The following is an 18,046-nucleotide window of genomic DNA, read 5'->3' as shown; positions in this document are numbered from 1 at the left end:
ACAGCCGGCTTCACGCCATCGCCTGCCGCGACGGTTCGGCGACCGGGGCCAGCGAGCCCTTGTCGAGCCGCAGCGTATGCGTAGCGTACTCCGCCGCGAGTGGATCGTGGGTCACCATGACGATGGTCTTCCCGTGGTTACGGCTGAGCTCGCGGAGCAGGCCCAGCACGTCTTGCGCCGCCTGCCGGTCGAGATCGCCGGTGGGCTCGTCACAGACCAGCACCGCGGGGTCTGAAACGATGGCGCGTGCGATCGCCACGCGCTGTTGCTGGCCGCCGGACAACTCCGACGGTCGGTGCGACGCGCGGTCGGCGAGGCCCACCAGTTGCAAGGCGATCGACGCGTTCCTGCGCCGCTCGGCAGCGGACAGACGCGTGAGGAGCAGAGGCAATTCCACGTTCTTCTGCGCGTTAAGCATCGGCAGCAGGTTGTAGAACTGGTACACGAAACCGATGTGCGACGATCGCCAGCGGGCGAGGGCGGTTTCGCCGAGTCCGTCGATCCGTTCACCCCGGATCGCGATGGAACCTCCCGAAGGCCTGTCTAGGCCGGCGATCAGGTTGAGGAGGGTGGTCTTGCCGGAACCGGAAGGACCCATCAACGCAACGAAGTCGCCCTCGGCGATGTCGAGATCGACATGGTGGAGCACCTCGACCGACTGCTGACCACGTTGGTACGTCTTCGAAACACCGCGAATCTCTATCAGGCTGGCCATCAACGTACCTCCATCGTCACGTCATTACTCCTGGACCCGCACCGACGCGCCATCATGCAATGCGTCGGGCGGGGATATCACCAACCGGTCGCCGGTGGCGACACCGCTGGGAATCAGGCGCATGTCGTCGCCCTGTTTGGCACCCGCTGTCACGCGCTGGGCACGCACCTTGCCGTCGTCGACGACGACGAAAACGGTATCGGCACCGTCCCGCTTGACGATCGCCTGCGATGGCACCAGCACGCCTTTGGCCGATTCGATCTTGGCATCCGGGCGCGCGTCGAGGAAGGAAACGCGCACGCCCATGTCGGGCACGATCCGGGCATCCTTGCTTTCGAGTGCGACACGCACCTTCACCGTGGCCTTGCCCCGATCCGCCGCCGGCACGATGGCGATCACGTGGGCGGGAATGCGCCAGTCAGGATAGGCGTCCAAAACGGCTTCCGACGCCATGTCCGGCGTAACCCGACCGATGTAGGCTTCGTTGACTTCGACGTCGACCTCGAGCGAGCCCATGTCGACGATTGTGCCGATGCCCGTACGGGTAAATCCGCCACCGGCGGAGAAAGGCGAAACGATTTCCCCGACCTGCGCGTCCTTCGTGGTAATGACCCCGTCGAACGGGGCGCGTACCACGCAGTAGTTGTAGTTGACCCGCGCCTCGGCCACTTGGGCATCGGCTGCCACGGCCTGCTTCTGCTGCGACGTCAGCTGGGCCTGCGTGCTGTGCGCCTGCGTGCGCGCCTGTTCCGCCGTCTGCCCGCTGACCATTCCACGGACCGCCAGTTGTTCATTGCGATCAGCGTCGCGGAGGTCCTGCGCCAGTTGCGCCTCGTATTGCCTGACTTGCGCATGGGCTGCCTGCGCCTGTGCCACGGCCGTATCGAGCGCTGCCTTGTACTGGCTGTCGTCGAGTCGCGCTAGCACCTGGTTTTGCGTGACGCGGTCGCCTTCCTCGATGAGTACCGCGGTGAGGGTGCCAGTGATTTGTGCCGATACCGTGGCCTGCCTACGCGCGGTGATGTAACCGGTAGCCTGGAGAACCGCGCCGGTGCCGGCGCTGCTGGCGGCGGTCGCCGCGGTCGTGGTCTTGACGCTTATCGCCCGGCCGAAGAAGAACCAGATGGCGACCGCGGCGATGACGAGGATGACGATGAGGCCGAGTATCCACGGCCACCATGGACGGCCGGACGAGCGGTTTTCCTGGCCGCGATCGATTCGCAAGCCTTCCAGCAGCTCGGCGTTGCTCATGTTTCCCCGGCGCATTGACTTTTTCGATTTATAGCACACAAGCCTTTGCCGATGTGTGCGACGCACGCGGCGTACTCGCTTGTTGCCTCCAATGCTTTCACCTATGCTTCGGCCCGTCGCCGTGCCGATAACAAGGCATGCGTGCATTCCGTTCAACCAATGGAAGGAGCTTCAACGATGTGGGATTCTGAAGATACCCGCTTCGAAGTCGTGATGAACGCGGAAGAGCAATATTCAATCTGGCCCGCGACCATGGATGTGCCCTCGGGATGGAGCACGGTGGGGAAGGCCGGCACCAAGCAGGAATGCCTCGCATACATCGAGGAAGTGTGGACCGACATGCGCCCGCTGAGCCTGCGTCGACACGTGGACGGCACGAACGGCGTCTGACGAGACGTGTGGCCCGGACTCTCCCCCATGGATACGAAACGGTGGCTGCTGTCCACTCGCACGGACGACGCCGCGCACCGGCTTTACTGCTTCAGCTATGCCGGAGGCAATGCGCAGGCGTTCCAGGGATGGCAGAAAGCATTCCCTCAGGACATCGAGATCTGCGCCGTGCAATTGCCCGGCAGGGGACCTCGATTCGACGAACCCGCCCACACGTCGATGGCCACGCTGGTGGCGATTCTCGCCGAAGTGATCGATGCCGATGCGCCCCGGCATTTCTCGTTCTTTGGCCACAGCATGGGCGGACTCATGGCATTCGAGTTGGCACGCCATCTGCAACGCCATGCCCGCCCCATGCCCGACAGCCTGATCCTTTCCGGCTGCGAAGCACCTCGCGACCGCGCACCACCGCGCGGACTCAGCCGGATGGACGACGACAGTCTGATCGCCGCGCTTGCGGAGTTCAACGGCGCGCCGGCGGAAGTACTCGCCCATCGTGAACTGATGGCGCTGTTGCTGCCCATGACGCGAGCCGACCTCGCCATCGTGGAAGATTATGCATACATGCCTGGTCCGCTGCTCGATCTTCCCATTGACGTGCTCGCCGGTGCGGCCGATCCCCACGTGGACGGCGAAACACTGGCACACTGGGCCGCCGAGACGAGCGGTCCATGCCATGTGCAATGGTTCCCCGGCGATCATTTTTTTATTCATACCCAGCGCGACGAAGTGTTGCGGCATGTTCGCCAGCATCTGATGGATCGGTTGTCGACCGCCAGGGGCGGGAAGCGGACGCAAAACAGCGGCAATCAGGAAGCCGGTGAGGCGCGCGAGGCGGCCGAAAAGCAGCAGAACTAAATGAAGACACCAACCACCACTAACATGGCGAATTTCGCATAATGTATCTTATGTTCGGACGCTGGTTCGCCAGGCTGCGCGGGCTGTTCACACGACCAGGGCCAGGATGGCCCGCCGAATGGAGTTCGGCGCATGCGTAATCGGAAACTGACCGGCCCCTGGGCCGGTTTTTCGTTTGAGGCCGGGATGCTGGTGACGCCTGAAGGCAGGCGCATCGACGCATGGACCCTACGCCATTGGTCGCTGACATGCACCATCGCAGACGAATGGCGCCGGATGATGGACGAGTGCCGGCAACGCGAGCGCGGAAAGACGCTAGCCCGGAAAGGTGGCGTCGCGTACATGCGGGACAGGCTGCGGGAAGACCTGGAAAAGAAGCGGTCGGCAGGAGGCGGTACGCCGGGGCCGGCGACAGCGACGGCAGACCAGGCACGTAGTGCGCGCAGGCGATGCAAGCGCGGGTGAGGCGTTATCCGTAGGGGGCGCTGCCCCCTACACCCCTGGGGCTAGCGCAGGGGTCGGAACAGCGAGGCACCACGGCGAGTCGCACGGATGCCGGAGACCAGGCCGAGGATAGAAAAAACGATGACCTCGGCGAGGAGCAAGGTGCGGAACCAGTCGATGTCACCCATCAACGTCGAGCCCGGCCAAGCGACTCGGCGTAGCTGGCCCAGGTGTTAGGCCAGATCCAGGCGAGGATCATCACAAGCGCATGCGCAACCGCTGCCAGAGCCAGGTTGGCAATGCGGTAAGCAAGCATGCCCACGAACACGCCAAGCGCGATGGTCTGCCAATCGATGGTTGAGATATTCATGACGCGTCACTTTAAGTGTGGCGGCGGGCAATCTCGGCCAAGATCGCCTTGACATTGCGCTTGTACCCATCAGCCATGCCCTTACGGAGACGGTTGAGTAGGATCACATCAGACAGAGTAGCAAGTTCGGCCGGGTCAGTCGTCACGCGGCACGACTCGGTGACCTGGCGCAGGCGATACATTGCTGCACGCTCGGCAGCGGTCATCGGCCTATCGTACTTGGGAGGACGGCCACGCTTGCGCGGCAGCGGCATTTCCAGGGTGCCCGGGTCTTTTTCGTCACGCATCACGCAATCCCCTCCTGTCTGTCGATGGTGATATGTTATCGTGACGCGTCACGAATGTCTAATGGTCGTTCGTTATAAGTGACGCGTCACGTAATTACATGTCGAGCGTAGTGGGCGGCGTGTATGTTTCGGTGATCTTCGACGGGGACTCCGGGAACGTGCCAAGCGAACGCGTCTGCTTAGAAATTACAGACCCGGGGTGCCCCGCAGGCTGCGCGGAACGCGCGTCTCCCCTGTCACCACTACCCTGCCCGCTCTGCGCCACTTGCTGCAGCTGCGAGCGCTCTGGCGGCGCCTTAAACGGGTTGTAAGGCTCGCCATTGCGGGCAATGTCTCGGCACACGTCGTCGCGAACAGTCTGCACCTTGGTGTTCTGCTCAGTCACGCAGCGGCAACTGTTCTCTGTGCTCATGCAGTACACGTGCGGATCGCTAACAACGGCTCGCGTCACGAATGCCGGCGCAGACCACGGCACGTCCTCCACCATGGGCGTAATCGCCTGGACGTACTGTTCGGCGGTTGCGATGGCTGGTCTGGAACCGTCCCCAGTGGCGGTGCCGCTGGACGCCGGCCGGCCCGTCGGCGCCACAGGCGCCGTCTTGGCCTGCGCGGCGTCCGCCTCGGCCTTGCCATGGATGCCCTTCCAGAACAGCCAACCGAACGCGCCGGCCATCATGAACACGGCGATAGGGCCGGTGATGAGCACCTTTTTCAAGAGCGCCGGCATACGGTATTTGACCGTGTGCAACTCGGCACTTTTGTAGTAAGCGAAGTACTTCTGCGGAAGCTTCCAGCGCTCATGGTCATAGAGACCCTTGATGCGCTTCAGACCGAGTCGAACCTCATCCATCACCTGATGGTTACGGAAAATGAAAGTCTCATCCTTGCCGGACTGACGCAGCAAGTGCTCATGAAAGCCCACCAGGCCCCGCAAGTGCGTGTCGAGGTAGTTCGGCTGCTGCGTGGCCAACACCAACCGCACACCAGCGTGGCGGATGGTCTCCATCGCGCTGATGTACTCCGGCGGCTCGCCCCCGCGGCGGGCACGGAAATACTGCTGGGCCTCATCAACGAACAGCACTGAACCGGCAGGCAGATCACGCCACTTCGTGGGGTCCTCCCACGGGCTGATGCCCGGCACGCTGATTCCGTTGATGTTGCACGTGTACACGTGCGCACCCTGCTCGACCAACTCCACGATGCGCTGAGTCATGCGAAGCGACTTGCCGGAGCCTGGCAGCCCCGTGAGCAACGAGATAGACGCGGTATCACCGATCATTTGTCAACAGCCTCATTGCGACGGGTGAGGAACACACGCTGCACGCCCTGGATGCCATAGGCGCTCAGCACGATGGAAATTGCCGTATCCAAGCCAAGCGCGTGCACCCAGTTTGCAGCAAGCGCCGGCACGGCCTGCCACGCGTTCACGGCCTGATCGATCAACGGATCATAGACAAGCTTTTTCGCCGCGAAGCCCAAACCGATCGCACTCAACGCCTTGGCAATCCATAGCGAGAGCTTCAGCTTTATCAGGCGATTGATGACGCCAGCAAGCGCACCGAGGAATTGGTTATCGATGTTGAACCAGGCCATTAGGACTTCCAGACGATCCACAGCCCCGCGATCATTGCGGAAGCGATGATGATTTTCTTGATGATGGCGAGCGCGTTGTAAAACTGCGCATTGAGCGCAAAGGTCTGGCCCATGATCTTGACCTCACCTCCCAACAGATCGCCACCTCCGATACTTACCTTGCCCTGATCGAACGTCGGAGACGGCTTGCCGTCCTGCGACCACAGCTTAGCCACCTCGCCCGACTCATCGTCACCAGCCGCGTCAGCAGCGCCCGCAGCGGCGTCACCCTTCGCGGCGTTTCGCTCATGCTCGGCACCACAGCGTTGGCGCCACTGCTGCAACACCTGCGCATACTCAGCGGCTTTGCAACTCTTGCCGGCACACACGGGTACGTCGCCATCCGAACAACTGGTGCCGCTGGTGACCTCGCCGCCATCGGTATTACACTGAATCTTCCACGTGTACCGCAGATGCAAACACTTGAGCGTATCGCCCACGCACACAGGCGGCGTCGTGCAGTTGCCGCTATCTGCTGCACTATCGCCGTCGCCATCCTTATCGCCTTCGCCAGAACCCTTGCCGGGAGCGCCATTGCCAGACGTGTTGCCAGAACCATCGGGCGTGTTGTCGCCGGTGGAGTTCTTCGAAGTGTCCTTTCCGACGCTGCTGTAATTCGTGACGTTATACGTATTGCATGTGTTGTTGACACACGCGGTCTGCTGATGGCCTTCGTTGCGCTGCCACTCTTTGTCGTCGCTGATCGTGACGCTGGGCGGCGTAACAGGTTCACCCTTAGGCGACTTCACCTGAGCATCTGAACCATCGGTCTTTTTGCCTGTTTCCTGCGGCTGCCAACAGAACGTTTTGCCGGTGGATGACGTTGCACAGTAATCACCGTTGGGCTTCTGGCAGCCAGTCTGGCCGTTGCCAAGCGCGGTGCACTCGGGCGCCTTTTTCTTATTCGCGTCCTCAACCTCTCCCTGCACCTGCGACACGTCATCGGATGGCTTAGGAGCGGCGCACACATCGCCGGTATAACTGCGATCCTTCATGCCGTAGACCTTCACCGAACCGCTAGTGCCGCTGAACGAGGTGCCTTGCACCTGACATCCACCAATGCATGACGACGGCTCGGAGTACCACAAGCCCGCGTCGGCGAGCTTGGTTGAATTGCGATCAGCACACGACTTGGCCTCAGGCCAGCCACGCACGATACGGGCAAGCATCTGCCCCTGGGAAATCCACACCAGCTTGTAGACCAACGTGCGCGACGAAGTGTTGACCTCGGTAGGCCCATCGACACGGATATTGTTCGGCCCAACACCACCGACGCCACCCGACTTAAGCTTATTCGCAGCCGCGGAACCGCCAGCCGCAGCCTCGCCCTGGTCGCCACACATGACCGTGTAGCCCTCGGACGTATCGCCAAAGCAATCACCGTCCGCACGCGCAACTGGCGCCACCACCAAGAGAGACGACAGACCAACAACGCAGAGGAGGCGGCGCATCATTAGCGCAGCCCATCTGCCATTATGTAACCCGCCACGAAATACCACACGATAAGAATCAGACCGGTCATAACGAAAAAGGGCGAGTTACCCCGCCCTCCCCTGTTCGTTGATTAAACAGATCACTTGCCGCCGATCAGGCCGAAGGCCTTCATCGTCCAGCGCCCGACAGCGAACGCGGTGTAGATGATCACGCCGGCCGCCACCATGCCGGTGATGGCGGCGAGGATCGTGGCAGTGTCGATGCCATCGGCAGCGAACGCGGCCGGGGACGCCAGGGCCACGCTGGAACCGAACAACACGGCGTTGGTCTTGGTGCCGAGAGTACGGAGGTAGGTGTGCAGAGCACGCAGGTTCTTGTTCATTCGTCGTCTCCTTTCTTTGGGATGATGAGCCGCAGTGCGGCGATGCTGATGAGGCCAACTACAACTGCCGGCCCTACGGTGTTGGCCTGTTCCACCGTAGGGAGCATGTCCACCCAACTGGACTGATCCAGCCAGGTGGTTTGCGCACAGGTGCCGTCCTGAGCCGGCACCGGATCAATGCAGGTCAGGACGCGCGCCATGGGATTACGCCGCCTTCACCGGGGTGCCGACGACTTGCGGAACGGTCGCGCCGGTTTCCTTCAGCGCGACAGCGAGCGGCCAGAGCTTGATGCGCTTGAGCGTCACGTCGCCGTATTGGCCGCTGCCGTAGCTGTCCGGATGGATGACGTAATCGCCCACCTGATAGCAGGGGCCATCGCCGAGGCCGACGTTGAACGTGGTTTCGTAGCCGCCACCGAGGAGGACGCAAGCACGCTGCTCGCGGAAGATTTGCGGCACACCCTTGATGACGACACGGCGCTCGATGATGCGGTCATCTTTGACCCTCACAATGGACATGGGATTTCCCTCTTGACTAAGGTTTCCCGCACGTAGGCGGGCAGATCGGCTGCCTTACAGGCACGCTTGAAACGCGAGGGCAGCCCTTCCCGCGCCAGGTGATTGACGACGAAGTCGCCGAATTGGTCGCCCAGCGCTTCGCGCAGGCAATGAAGGGTTGGCCCGACCTGGCGGTGCGCCCAGCGCACCATGGCCTCAGCAGTCGCCTCTACGGTGCGCTTGGCGATCTTGACCGCGGTGGCGACACCCTGCCCTACCCGGGCAAGGAGTCGATCCATGTACGCGTAGGAGCCGCGCAGGTAGCGCATAGGGTGCGTGAGCATGTCGAGCGGCAGCTCGGCGTGCTTGCCATACAAGCGCGCTTCGTAGCGCACCCAGGGCGATTCGCAGACGCCTAGCTGCTTGCCCTTTTCGTAGATGCAGAGCTGCTTGTGGCCCTTGCCGCCGACGTAGAGCGTGCAGCCATCGCCATTGCCGTGGTCATCCATGAAACGCGTCTTCGGAGGCGCACCAGGCCCAGAACCGAACAGGAGGCAGCCGCCGGTATCGGACATGTTGGCGCGAGCAAGCGCCTCATGATCGCGCACGGTGCCAAGCACGCCGTCGTAGTCGTCATATGCGATGTCGCAGCGCGTGATACGCGCGCCCACAAGCTGCAAATTGACTTCGACGTGCCGCCAGTTGCGGATATACCGACAGGCAGCGCCGGAGAGACTGACGCACATGGTGTCGCCGTTGCCCTCGCAGCCGAAACGACCGACCAACTCGCCATTGGCGTCGATGATGGGCGCGCTGGAGCGATAGAACTGCCAACGCTTCGCATGAATCTGCCCCATAAACACGTCACGCGGATCCAGGCCGAAGATCCACTGCAACAGGTAGCGCAGATTGAGCTTACGCGCCGCCTCAAGGCGGTCGCGATTGAAGACAACGGTCAAAAAGTCCACCGTCACCGCGTGCTGCCGAACGGGTACCGGTTGACCTTTTTGGCCCGTGTTACTCCCCGGGCCAAGGTCATGTGCATTTTTCACCGGTTCGACCGGTGAAAATTCGTGAAGCGCGGTCATGCGCCACGCTCCAAGCGCGCAGCAGCAGCCTGCATGCGAACAGCCACCCAATAGTCGCCCAGGGTGACGGCCTGGCCGTCGACGTGGATGACGACGGCAGAGAGTTCCAACAGGTCAGGCCGGTGCGGAGCAACCGGTACGAGGATGCGCTGCACGCGCGGCGCGGGAGCTTTGGACTCACGCACGGCGAGATACCTCGCGCTTCGCTTCCTCGACCATGACGTGCGCGCGGAAGTCGGCATCAAGCTGCTGAGCGAACCGACGATCATCCCAGCGCAGCAGCGCAATGATGCCGCGGAGGATCAGCAGGCCGGCCAGAAGACCGAGAACGGCGGCGCCGGCAGAAACGTACATATCGTGACTCATCACGAAACATCCCCCGCCTTGCGAACGCGGAAGTCACGCACCGCTATGGCGAACATGCGGCCGCGGATCACCTCATCGGCGACGTGCTCGAACTTGCGCTCATAGGCGGTGAAACGATCCGGGTGCGCCTCAAGGACGACCCAGCGGCGACCATCGCGCTGCTGCACCTGATATTCGTGATTAATCACAATATTTCCCCAGTCCCCTACCCTGACCCGTGGCCCCCGGGGGGTGCCGGGGGGCGGGGTGTATGCGATTCCGCAAACACGGGCCATGTATATTGGTCCGCATACGTTCTGTCAACGGAATCTGAAACATGCCAAGCGTCAACGAACTACTTGACAAAGGCCGAGAGAGGGCAAATCTCCCGTCTGACAATGCTTTAGCTCAGCGGCTTGGGATCACCAGGGCGGTGATAAGCAGTTGGCGGGCGGGTCGAAACCCGATGCCGGATGAACGAATTGCGCAGATCTGCGCGATGGCCAGGCTCGATGGCGGAGAGTGGATGGCCCGGATACACGCCGAACGAGCGGCCAGCCCAGCGGAAAAAGCCCTGTGGAGGTCGGTACTGGACAGGCTAAGCGCGGCGGCCGCGGTCGTCGCGCTGGTGGTGCTGACAATCGGCACAGTGCCGGCGACGAATCAGAAAAAGACCATTGAAATCAATGGCTTGAACGGCTCCGGTGCGGATAAAATGTATATTATGTAAAAACGCCAGGCTCAAGCAGCTGCTTCTCTGTCGGCAGTTGTCTCTCGAGCCACACCAATTGACTGGACTATCTATCAATTGGATGGACTGGAAACGAATTATTTGGACTGACCTGAATAGCCTGACTGTCCGCCAATCTGCTTGGATTTTGTTGTCTAACGTGCGGCGCGGCGCGGCGTACGGGCCGCCGGTTTGGCCGACTTCTGGCGTGACGTGGGCCGCTCTGAGACGGTACGTTGTAACTCTGCTGCCAGGGTGTCGGCTCGAGCTCGCTCGACGGCAGCTTCTCGTAGCGCCTCAGCCAATGCCTGACGGGTATTGTCTTCTTGCTGGCGAGCGTGCTGCTCAAAGGTCTGACGCTCTCGTTGTGCACTCGTAAGCTGTTTTAGAAGTGCCTGAGCTTCCTGACGTGCCCGATCAATCTCTATGTGCGCCCTATCCTCAACTGCACGCAGGTGGTCGGCCTGGCGATTGCGCTCGATGGTGATCACTGCCTCGCGCTCGCTGTAACGGCCCTGTAGCGCACTAAGCTCTTGTTCCATATGGGTGCAGCGGTCACGCAAGTCCTCGCGCTGCGTGGTCAGGTCGGCAATCTGAGTAAGCTGTTGATCGCACAAGCGCTGGAGATCGGCCAGCCGCTGTTCGGCGACAACCAGCGACTGCCGAGCTTGGTCGGCAGCAGCGGTATGCTGGTGAATCTGCGCTTGCCAAGCGGCCTCCCGATTGCCCCAGTCATCTTCTAGCGCGACGAGGTTGGCACGCTGTTGAGCCAGCTGGGCGTCAGCGTGGCGTTGTGCTGCTGCCAGCGCGTGCTCCCACCATTGTGAGGCTAAGGTTGCCAGCTCCGCAGGGGCATTGGGTAGCTCAAGTCTGACCTGCTGCGCGGTCAGCCGCTCACCCAATCTTCCCCACCAGGTTTCCAGCCAGCGAACCACGGTGTTCGGCGAGCCAGTGCCAAGATGAGCACGAATGCGTTCCACGGTGGGACGTTCGCCAAGCGCGACAAGCGCGTCGGCGGCAGCGTGAACATCTGATTCTGTGATGCCTCTGGCCATTGAAGTGCCTCCCGGATTTGCGCCCTGCCCCGCAGTTGACGTACTGGCGATAAGTGATGATTATCGCTAGTACACACCATATTTCATAACATGCATTACATAGTATGAAGCGAAATAGCACATTGCCCATCCTGCCGGCGACGGCCACGCACCTGGTGTTGCCCGAGCAGTTGGCCCAGCAGGCCGCCGACGCGGTGCGTGAACTGCTCGCCGAAGCGGCCGCGGCCAACACTACCCGTAGCTATGCCACGGCCCTGCGCTACTGGGCCGGCTGGCACCAGGCTCGCTATGGCGTCGAGCTGGCCTTGCCGGCGAGCGAGGCTGTGGTGATCCAGTTCCTGGTCGACCACATCCAGCGCAAGAACAAGACTGGCCTGGTCAGCGAGCTGCCGCCGGCGATCGATCAGGCCCTAGTCGCTGCCGGCCTCAAAGCCAAGGTTGGGCCGCTGAAGCTGTCGACCGTGGTCCAGCGCGTGGCTGTGCTGTCCTCCGCGCACAGTCTCAAGCGCCTGGCCAACCCCTGCGAGCTGCCCAGTGTCCGTACGCTCCTGAGCCGGGCTCGACGTGCTGCCGTTAAGCGCGGTGAGCGCCCGGCCAAGAAAACTGCGATCACCCGGGCCGAGCTTGAGGCTATGCTGGCCACCTGCGATGACAGCCTGGAAGGCGTGCGCGACCGTGCCCTGCTCTGCTTCGGCTTCGCCAGCGGCGGGCGCCGGCGCAGCGAGATCGCGGCCGCGGATATGCGCGACCTGCGCATGGTCAGCGAAGACGGCTATATCTATCGGCTGGAGTATTCGAAGACCCAGCAAGCGGGCGTAACGGCGGACTCGACCCCGGACAAGCCGATTCTGGGCCGTAGTGCTGAGGCCTTGGCTGCCTGGCTCGAAACCGCGCAGATCCGTGAAGGGGCGATCTTTCGGCGGATCTGGAAAGATCGAGTCGGCCCTCCCCTCCTCCCCGGCTCAGTTGCCTTGATCGTGAAGCGTCGTGCCCGTTTGGCAGGGCTGGAGGGGGACTTCGGGGCGCACAGCCTGCGGTCGGGATTTGTCACCGAGGCCGGTAAGCAAGGTGTGCCGCTACCTGCGGTAATGGCCATGACCGAACACCGTTCCGTGGCGAGCGTGATTGGGTACTTCCAAGCAGGCGCCGTCGAGGAGAATCCTGCCGCGCGATTGCTCAAGTAGGATATTTTGGGCACGTGTCATTGACAGGGGACGCCGTGGCCGTTTCACCGATTCCGTCAGCAGAGCAGATCATCCAGCTCTACAAAGCCGGCAGCCTCGTAGCCGAGCTCGCGCAATACCATCTCCCCGCCAAGGATGGGAGCGACACGTTCCTGCACCGCTGCATCGCTCTGCACAATAACGGCGACATCAATCTCGTCGCCATCCCGGGCCAGCCGGCGTTCGACGCCATCGACACGCACTCGTTCTTCACGGCGCAGCAATTCTATTGCGATGCCATCCCCCGGCTCCGCACAAATGCCACCGCGTTGATGGCCTGCTGCCGCACCCTGATCGAACGCGCGGGGAACGACGGTGTCGCTCACATGCCGAACGGTGCCTTTCGGCAATGGTGCAAACGCAATCTGGAGGACGCTGCCGGCGTCATCCGGAACGCCAAGGCGGGGGACGACCTGGCCATGCAGTTCGTCACTTTTGCCCTGCAGGGTGCAAACGACATCGAAACGGCCACCGAGTTCGTCAGGGAGTACGACGACAACCGCCGGCTTTACGGCCTGTCGGCCCTGGGCCAGATGTCTTTTGCGGATGGCGACAGCGCCAGGCAGGCGGTCGCCGCCGTAGAGCCGTTCGTGGCCAGCGGCAACGTCGATGCGGTCCGAGCGAACGCGCTGTCCGCGGCGTTTGGCATCCTGCAACCGCTTCAGGACAACGCACTGGCGCGGCGACTGGTCCAATCCGCCGTGCAGGGTCCGGGGCCACAGGTCTTGTATGGACTCGCGCGGCTCCTGTTCCAACCGGATTCATCGCTGGATATCGAGACGGTCGGGATGGCGCTGAACGCCTTGCGAGCCGTCGATGCGGAGCAACTGGGCACTGTTCGCTTGGTGGACAGCGGGTTGCAGCGCATGGTCGGCACGCCCAACGAGTCGCAGGCGCTGGACTTCCTGACAGAAACGCTGCGCGAGGGAACGCTGACCATCGAGCAGTTCCATTCGACCGCGCACAAGCTGAACACCGACAACCCGCAGCGGGTGTATGAGCTGGTCGCGAGATGGCTGCTGTCGGGCAGCATCGCATTGGCCAGCAGCACCAGCCAGTTCGTGAGGGCCGGCAAGGAGCGCGTCTTCAATACCAGCGCACAGTCGCTGGGCCTGAGCTCGGACCAGCAACTGTTTCTGTGCCGCAAGGCGATCGGTTTCCTGTTCTTCCATCCCGTGACCTGCTGCTCGATCCTGGTCTCGGTGATCCGTGCCGCGGACGAGGACTTCAGGGCGCAAGTCGGACAGATCCTGTTCGACCCCATCCTGCTGAGCTACGGCGGCGGCGCCCGGGACTATCTGGCGAGCCTGCCTTCGACAGACGCAGCCTACGGAACCGTCCAGAATGTGCTGGCCAGATTCGGCGACTTCTACTCGGCCATCGACGCCATCGGTTCCATCAAGGAACTGCATCCTTCCGAACGGCAGCTGGACACCGCGCATCAGCGCTCGCACGACCAGATGCGGGAGTCACACAAGGAGGTGGAGAAAAAGTCCATCTTCCGCAAGCTCGTGCACCACTCGACCATCCTGCACGGAAAGCGCACGCTCACCTACCTCGCTGACCCCGGCGGCCAGAAGCGCGCATTCGCCATGGATCTTCAGAAGCACAGCGCCTATATCGAACTTCCGCACCTGGAGAAGCTCGATCCCGTCGGGCTGGACTACCTGCGTCGCGTGTGCATGGTCGAGAAGCCCGCATGAAGCTGATCTTCCGGAGCTACCTGGCGTCCCTGCGCGAACGCGAAGAGCTCGATGCGATCCTGCCGGACCTGCTCAGCGAACTGGGCTACACCGTCTATTCCCGACCGCAGCGCGGCACGGCGCAGGCCGGCGTCGACATTGCAGCCGTCGGCGTGGACGAGGATGGCGAGCGCAAGCTGTTCCTGTTTACAGTGAAGCGCGGAGACCTCACCCGGGAGTCTTGGAACGACGGCACCCCGCAATCGCTTCGTGCGTCGCTCGACACTATCCTGGACAACTACGTCCAGCACCGCGTGCCCAAGCGCTACCAGGACCTGAAGATCGTTGTCTGCATGGTTTTCGGCGGCGACATGCAGGAGCAGGTACGCAGCGACGTCGAGGGCTACGCCCGGCGATACAGCACCGATAAGGTCTCGTTCGCCGAATGGAACGGGGACAAGCTCGCCGGCCTGCTGATGCAAGGCGTGCTGCGCGAAGAGATCATGCCCAAGGCGCTGCGCCGCCATTTCCAGAAAGCGGTCGCGATGGTGGACGATCCCGAGATCGCGTTCGCGCATTTTTCGCGGCTCGTCCACGAGCTATGCCTGTCCGCCATGAACGACAAGGAGCGTGTTCGGACCGCCCGCCAGATCTACATCGCACAGTGGGTACTGTTTGTGTGGGCGCGCGACGTCGACAACGTCGAGGCGCCGTACCGCACCAGCGAGTTTGCCCTGCTCCGCCTGTGGGACCTGCTGCGCCCGTATGTCGGCAAGACCCGCAATGCGACCGGCAAGGCGATCACCGCCATCCTGGGCGACGCCATCCAGCTCCATCTCGCGATCACCGAGGAATTCCTGTATCACAAGATCCTGCCGCACGCCGGCGTGCCCCACGGCATTTCGATGGCGATCCGCGGCGGCACCTCCGCTGATGTCAACCTCAAGCTGTTCGACCTCCTCGGCCGGATTGCGATGGCCGGCTTGTGGATCCATTGGATCAGCCAACGGGACCCGGATGTCGAGCGCAGGGCCAGGCTGCAGGCCCAGACCAGGGCATTGGCGGACGCCGGCTTCCAACTGGTCAACAACAATCCGGCGCTGTTCCTGCCCCTTCAAGATGAGCAGTCCATCGAAGTCGCACTGTTCCTGCTCCTGGTCAGTGCCGCCGACGGCAACCTGCACGATGCCCATGCGTGGCTGCGAGGAATGACCCAGAGGCTGGCACTGACGCTGCGCACCCACGGCCGGTATCCGTGCGTGTTCTCCGAATACCGCGACCTCATCGCGCATCCGCGCTATCGGACTGACGAATACCGCAAGGACGCGACGGCAGGTTCGACATTGATTCCGCTCATGGCCGCCTATCTTTCCTATTTCAACGACGGGGAATGTCTGGCACAGCTGATCGACCTCAAGGACAAAGAGCTGCAGCACTGCACGCTCCAGCTTTGGATCCCAGACGAATCGAGCGAAGCCGGCCTTTACGCCGGCAGCGACGATCACGGGATCGCTCTGTGTGACCTTCCCCTGACGGCCAACGGCCAGGAGCAGATCGACACCCTCGACGCCGCATTCAAGCAGGAGCGCGCCTTTGACAAGCTTTCGGCGATCGCGACCGGCTATTGGCCGATTATGCTCGCCGCCTGCCACCACTACCGGCTGCCCGTCCCGCCCCAGTTCTGGCGGCGTATCGTCGCCCCGCTTGCCGCGGAGTGAGCGAGGCATGATGTCCACACTGCAATGGCATCTCGCTTCGCCAGACGTGACGCTCGAGACCCACGTACGAAGCTGCCATGCCGCCTTGGCCGAGGAGCTGCGGCCCCGCCGTATCATCTACTTGGACACCAAGTACTGGATCATCCTGCGAGACGTCGTTGCCGGCGTGCGCAGGACCGATCCGGAAATCGAACTGCTCGGCGTCCTGCGCGGACTCGTCGCAGTAGGCAAGGCCTTCTGCCCGCTCAGCGAAAGCACCTTTGCCGAAATGCTCAAGCAAAGCGACGACCTAACCCGCATCGCGACGGCAAAAATAATCGATGAATTGAGCCTGGGCGTCACCTTGATCCCGTTCGAGCAGCGCGTCGCCATGGAGTTGCGTGCCTTCATCTATGGTCAATGCCGAGATCTCGGGGCCCCAGAGCCGCAGCGCCTGCCATGGACCAGACTCAGCTACGTCCTGGGAGTGATGCACCCGTTTGAGACCACCTTCGACCCCAGCACCGAGCTTGCGATCCAGAAGGCATTCTTCGACCACATGTGGTCGTTGTCACTGTCGCAAATGGTCGACACGCTCGGCGGCAAACAGATGCCCCCAGACCGGCACCCCCGCCTGGCGGAGCAGCTCAACGTGGGTAATGCGAAGCATGCCGGCGAGCTTTGCAGTTTTCAGCAAACCTACGCCATTGAGGCGCACGGCGCGGCCGAGGTCTATGCATCAATGGCCGTGGAGATCACTCGCGACGTGCAGAAACTCGTCACAGGGAGATCGCCGTCCGCGGCAGGCAATACCGCGGAAGCGGAGGCGGTTCGCATCTGGACTAAGATGCTGTCGACGGCGCTGGGCCATGAAAAGCACAAGTCGGTTCTCCCCAGCCTGCACATCAATACCTGCCTGCACGCGAGCGTTCGCTGGAACAAGACCCAACAGCTCAGGCCGAACGATTTTGAGGACTTCCGGCATGCGTGCTCGGCCTTGGCGTACTGCGATCTTTTCCTGACCGAACGCCGGCTGATGTCAATGGTGACCGCGAATCACTTGGCGCTTGACCGCCAATACGACTGCAAGGTCGCCGCCGCGATTCCGGCCGCGCTTGCTCTACTTCGCGCCGAGTAAAAAGCGAAGCTTGCAACGCGTCATCCTTTGGGATTACATGGTAGTTCCGATCGCAGCCTTCTTCTCCCAATGCTGGTAGATGTCGGATGCCCAATTGGTTCCAAGTATGCTCGGCTTGGAACGCAGGGCAAAGGCCTTGGCGGCATATTTCATCGCTATATCGGCAGTGTCGGCATGCCAGCCTTGCTTGATGCACCAAGCCCGAATGTTCGCGGGGTCTTCCGTTTGTCGATGCGCACGCAGGATGCGAAAAGCGTCCTTCACCACCCCGGTATCTGAAGAATGGATTGCTCGGTGGCTTAGATTGATTCGTCCGGTCAGAGAAGCCAGCGCCGCCTCGACGATCGGATTGCTGATGAGCCGTGCTTCCTCCTGCTTGCCTCCAGGCGAGATCGGATTCCATGTGCGTTTCCAGCTATCCACCGCATCGGGAAGATGAGGTACGCAAATAACGGCCTTCAATGACCGATTCGAGTCAACGGCATCCATCATTTTCTGATCGGCATAGACAACAACCACGGCGTCTCCCGGCGAATAGGGTTTGAAGGTCCTGATTGTCTCCAGCCTGACAGCGCCCTCGCCGATACGCAGCTCATTACCGTCACTGAGCAGCTTCAAGGTCTTTGCACCCAGCGCCTGCTCAAGCGTGGTGGATTGGATGTTTCCTTTGGTTGGGATGTACAGCAGACATCGCTTGATGCTCGGATCCTCGGCCATGACGCCAAGAAGGCATTGAAATGCTGTGCGGATTGCATCGCCGTCGAAAGTCGTATCCGGAATTAGCACTCGTTTGATCGACATCGTCTCGCACCGTTTGGTTTTGCATT

At 61.9% G+C, this 18,046-nt stretch carries 25 protein-coding genes; 8 read left to right on the top strand and 17 right to left on the bottom strand.

Going from position 1 to position 18,046, the window contains the following annotated elements; all coding sequences use genetic code 11:
• Window positions 1–10: 10 nt before the first annotated feature.
• The gene (locus AC1PMG_RS10505; protein WP_481111578.1) at window positions 11–715 is read right to left on the bottom strand and encodes an ABC transporter ATP-binding protein; all 705 of its coding nucleotides are present in this window, start codon (window positions 713–715) and stop codon (window positions 11–13) included.
• A gap of 24 nt (window positions 716–739) precedes the next feature.
• Window positions 740–1,966: an efflux RND transporter periplasmic adaptor subunit gene (locus AC1PMG_RS10500; protein ID WP_481111577.1), complete on the bottom strand. Its 1,227-nt coding sequence runs from the start codon at window positions 1,964–1,966 to the stop codon at window positions 740–742.
• Between the two features lie 177 nt (window positions 1,967–2,143).
• Between AC1PMG_RS10500 and AC1PMG_RS10495 the strand changes: the two genes are divergently transcribed.
• The 3 genes from AC1PMG_RS10495 (at window position 2,144) to AC1PMG_RS10485 (ending at window position 3,679) form a co-directional block, all read left to right on the top strand.
• Window positions 2,144–2,356: an MbtH family protein gene (locus AC1PMG_RS10495; protein ID WP_219842927.1), complete on the top strand. Its 213-nt coding sequence runs from the start codon at window positions 2,144–2,146 to the stop codon at window positions 2,354–2,356.
• 27 nt (window positions 2,357–2,383) lie between these two features.
• On the top strand, window positions 2,384–3,214 hold the full coding sequence (locus AC1PMG_RS10490; RefSeq protein ID WP_481111576.1) for a thioesterase II family protein: 831 nt from the start codon (window positions 2,384–2,386) through the stop codon (window positions 3,212–3,214).
• A 132-nt stretch (window positions 3,215–3,346) separates the two neighbouring features.
• Entirely contained in the window at window positions 3,347–3,679 is a 333-nt protein-coding gene (locus tag AC1PMG_RS10485) for a DUF3653 domain-containing protein (RefSeq protein ID WP_481111575.1), read from the top strand.
• A gap of 41 nt (window positions 3,680–3,720) precedes the next feature.
• Here AC1PMG_RS10485 and AC1PMG_RS10480 read toward each other — a convergent pair whose 3' ends face one another.
• The 13 genes from AC1PMG_RS10480 to AC1PMG_RS10420 form a co-directional block, all read right to left on the bottom strand.
• A complete protein-coding gene (locus AC1PMG_RS10480) occupies window positions 3,721–3,846 on the bottom strand; it encodes a hypothetical protein (RefSeq protein ID WP_481111574.1) in 126 nt (41 codons plus the stop codon).
• The gene (locus AC1PMG_RS10475; protein WP_481111573.1) at window positions 3,846–4,028 is read right to left on the bottom strand and encodes a hypothetical protein; all 183 of its coding nucleotides are present in this window, start codon (window positions 4,026–4,028) and stop codon (window positions 3,846–3,848) included. Before AC1PMG_RS10475 ends, AC1PMG_RS10480 begins: the two co-directional genes overlap by 1 nt.
• An 11-nt stretch (window positions 4,029–4,039) precedes the next feature.
• Entirely contained in the window at window positions 4,040–4,315 is a 276-nt protein-coding gene (locus AC1PMG_RS10470; RefSeq protein WP_481111653.1) for a hypothetical protein, read from the bottom strand.
• 94 nt (window positions 4,316–4,409) lie between these two features.
• Window positions 4,410–5,594, bottom strand: a complete 1,185-nt coding sequence (locus AC1PMG_RS10465; protein WP_481111572.1) for a zonular occludens toxin domain-containing protein — start codon at window positions 5,592–5,594, stop codon at window positions 4,410–4,412.
• Window positions 5,591–5,908, bottom strand: a complete 318-nt coding sequence (locus AC1PMG_RS10460; RefSeq protein ID WP_481111571.1) for a DUF2523 family protein — start codon at window positions 5,906–5,908, stop codon at window positions 5,591–5,593. Before AC1PMG_RS10460 ends, AC1PMG_RS10465 begins: the two co-directional genes overlap by 4 nt.
• Complete coding sequence (locus AC1PMG_RS10455; protein ID WP_481111570.1) at window positions 5,908–7,401, bottom strand: A coat protein; 1,494 nt, start codon at window positions 7,399–7,401, stop codon at window positions 5,908–5,910. The genes AC1PMG_RS10460 and AC1PMG_RS10455 overlap by 1 nt, the downstream gene beginning before the upstream one ends.
• A 119-nt stretch (window positions 7,402–7,520) precedes the next feature.
• On the bottom strand, window positions 7,521–7,763 hold the full coding sequence (locus AC1PMG_RS10450; protein ID WP_481111569.1) for a hypothetical protein: 243 nt from the start codon (window positions 7,761–7,763) through the stop codon (window positions 7,521–7,523).
• Window positions 7,760–7,963: a hypothetical protein gene (locus AC1PMG_RS10445; protein WP_481111568.1), complete on the bottom strand. Its 204-nt coding sequence runs from the start codon at window positions 7,961–7,963 to the stop codon at window positions 7,760–7,762. Before AC1PMG_RS10445 ends, AC1PMG_RS10450 begins: the two co-directional genes overlap by 4 nt.
• 4 nt (window positions 7,964–7,967) lie before the next feature.
• Complete coding sequence (locus AC1PMG_RS10440; protein ID WP_481111567.1) at window positions 7,968–8,282, bottom strand: single-stranded DNA-binding protein; 315 nt, start codon at window positions 8,280–8,282, stop codon at window positions 7,968–7,970.
• A complete protein-coding gene (locus AC1PMG_RS10435; protein WP_481111566.1) occupies window positions 8,270–9,349 on the bottom strand; it encodes a replication initiation factor domain-containing protein in 1,080 nt (359 codons plus the stop codon). The genes AC1PMG_RS10440 and AC1PMG_RS10435 overlap by 13 nt, the downstream gene beginning before the upstream one ends.
• The gene (locus tag AC1PMG_RS10430) at window positions 9,346–9,534 is read right to left on the bottom strand and encodes a hypothetical protein (RefSeq protein WP_481111565.1); all 189 of its coding nucleotides are present in this window, start codon (window positions 9,532–9,534) and stop codon (window positions 9,346–9,348) included. Before AC1PMG_RS10430 ends, AC1PMG_RS10435 begins: the two co-directional genes overlap by 4 nt.
• Window positions 9,527–9,715 (bottom strand): hypothetical protein, encoded by a 189-nt coding sequence (locus AC1PMG_RS10425; protein ID WP_481111564.1) that lies wholly within the window; start codon window positions 9,713–9,715, stop codon window positions 9,527–9,529. Before AC1PMG_RS10425 ends, AC1PMG_RS10430 begins: the two co-directional genes overlap by 8 nt.
• The gene (locus tag AC1PMG_RS10420; RefSeq protein WP_481111563.1) at window positions 9,715–9,903 is read right to left on the bottom strand and encodes a hypothetical protein; all 189 of its coding nucleotides are present in this window, start codon (window positions 9,901–9,903) and stop codon (window positions 9,715–9,717) included. The genes AC1PMG_RS10425 and AC1PMG_RS10420 overlap by 1 nt, the downstream gene beginning before the upstream one ends.
• 128 nt (window positions 9,904–10,031) lie before the next feature.
• Here AC1PMG_RS10420 and AC1PMG_RS10415 point away from each other — a divergent pair, with 128 nt between their 5' ends.
• Window positions 10,032–10,424, top strand: a complete 393-nt coding sequence (locus tag AC1PMG_RS10415; RefSeq protein ID WP_481111562.1) for a DUF3693 domain-containing protein — start codon at window positions 10,032–10,034, stop codon at window positions 10,422–10,424.
• A 155-nt stretch (window positions 10,425–10,579) separates the two neighbouring features.
• Here the strand turns inward: AC1PMG_RS10415 and AC1PMG_RS10410 are convergent, their stop codons facing one another.
• A complete protein-coding gene (locus AC1PMG_RS10410; protein ID WP_481111561.1) occupies window positions 10,580–11,479 on the bottom strand; it encodes a DNA-binding protein in 900 nt (299 codons plus the stop codon).
• 104 nt (window positions 11,480–11,583) lie between these two features.
• On the opposite strand from AC1PMG_RS10410, the gene AC1PMG_RS10405 reads away from it, so the two are divergent.
• The 4 genes from AC1PMG_RS10405 to AC1PMG_RS10390 are packed head-to-tail and all read left to right on the top strand — an operon-like array spanning window position 11,584 to window position 17,219.
• The gene (locus tag AC1PMG_RS10405) at window positions 11,584–12,663 is read left to right on the top strand and encodes a site-specific integrase (protein WP_481111560.1); all 1,080 of its coding nucleotides are present in this window, start codon (window positions 11,584–11,586) and stop codon (window positions 12,661–12,663) included.
• 35 nt (window positions 12,664–12,698) lie between these two features.
• Window positions 12,699–14,405 (top strand): hypothetical protein, encoded by a 1,707-nt coding sequence (locus tag AC1PMG_RS10400; protein WP_481111559.1) that lies wholly within the window; start codon window positions 12,699–12,701, stop codon window positions 14,403–14,405.
• A complete protein-coding gene (locus AC1PMG_RS10395; RefSeq protein ID WP_228316205.1) occupies window positions 14,402–16,102 on the top strand; it encodes a hypothetical protein in 1,701 nt (566 codons plus the stop codon). The genes AC1PMG_RS10400 and AC1PMG_RS10395 overlap by 4 nt, the downstream gene beginning before the upstream one ends.
• Before the next feature lie 7 nt (window positions 16,103–16,109).
• Window positions 16,110–17,219: a hypothetical protein gene (locus AC1PMG_RS10390; RefSeq protein ID WP_303430113.1), complete on the top strand. Its 1,110-nt coding sequence runs from the start codon at window positions 16,110–16,112 to the stop codon at window positions 17,217–17,219.
• Between the two features lie 33 nt (window positions 17,220–17,252).
• On the opposite strand, the gene AC1PMG_RS10385 is transcribed toward AC1PMG_RS10390, so the two are convergent.
• Window positions 17,253–18,020, bottom strand: a complete 768-nt coding sequence (locus AC1PMG_RS10385; RefSeq protein ID WP_481111558.1) for a hypothetical protein — start codon at window positions 18,018–18,020, stop codon at window positions 17,253–17,255.
• Window positions 18,021–18,046 lie beyond the last annotated feature (26 nt).

Source organism: Xanthomonas sp. NCPPB 2250 (assembly GCF_056725265.1).
Note: the sequence above shows the minus strand (reverse complement) of the source record. Positions and strands in the feature narration are given on the sequence as shown.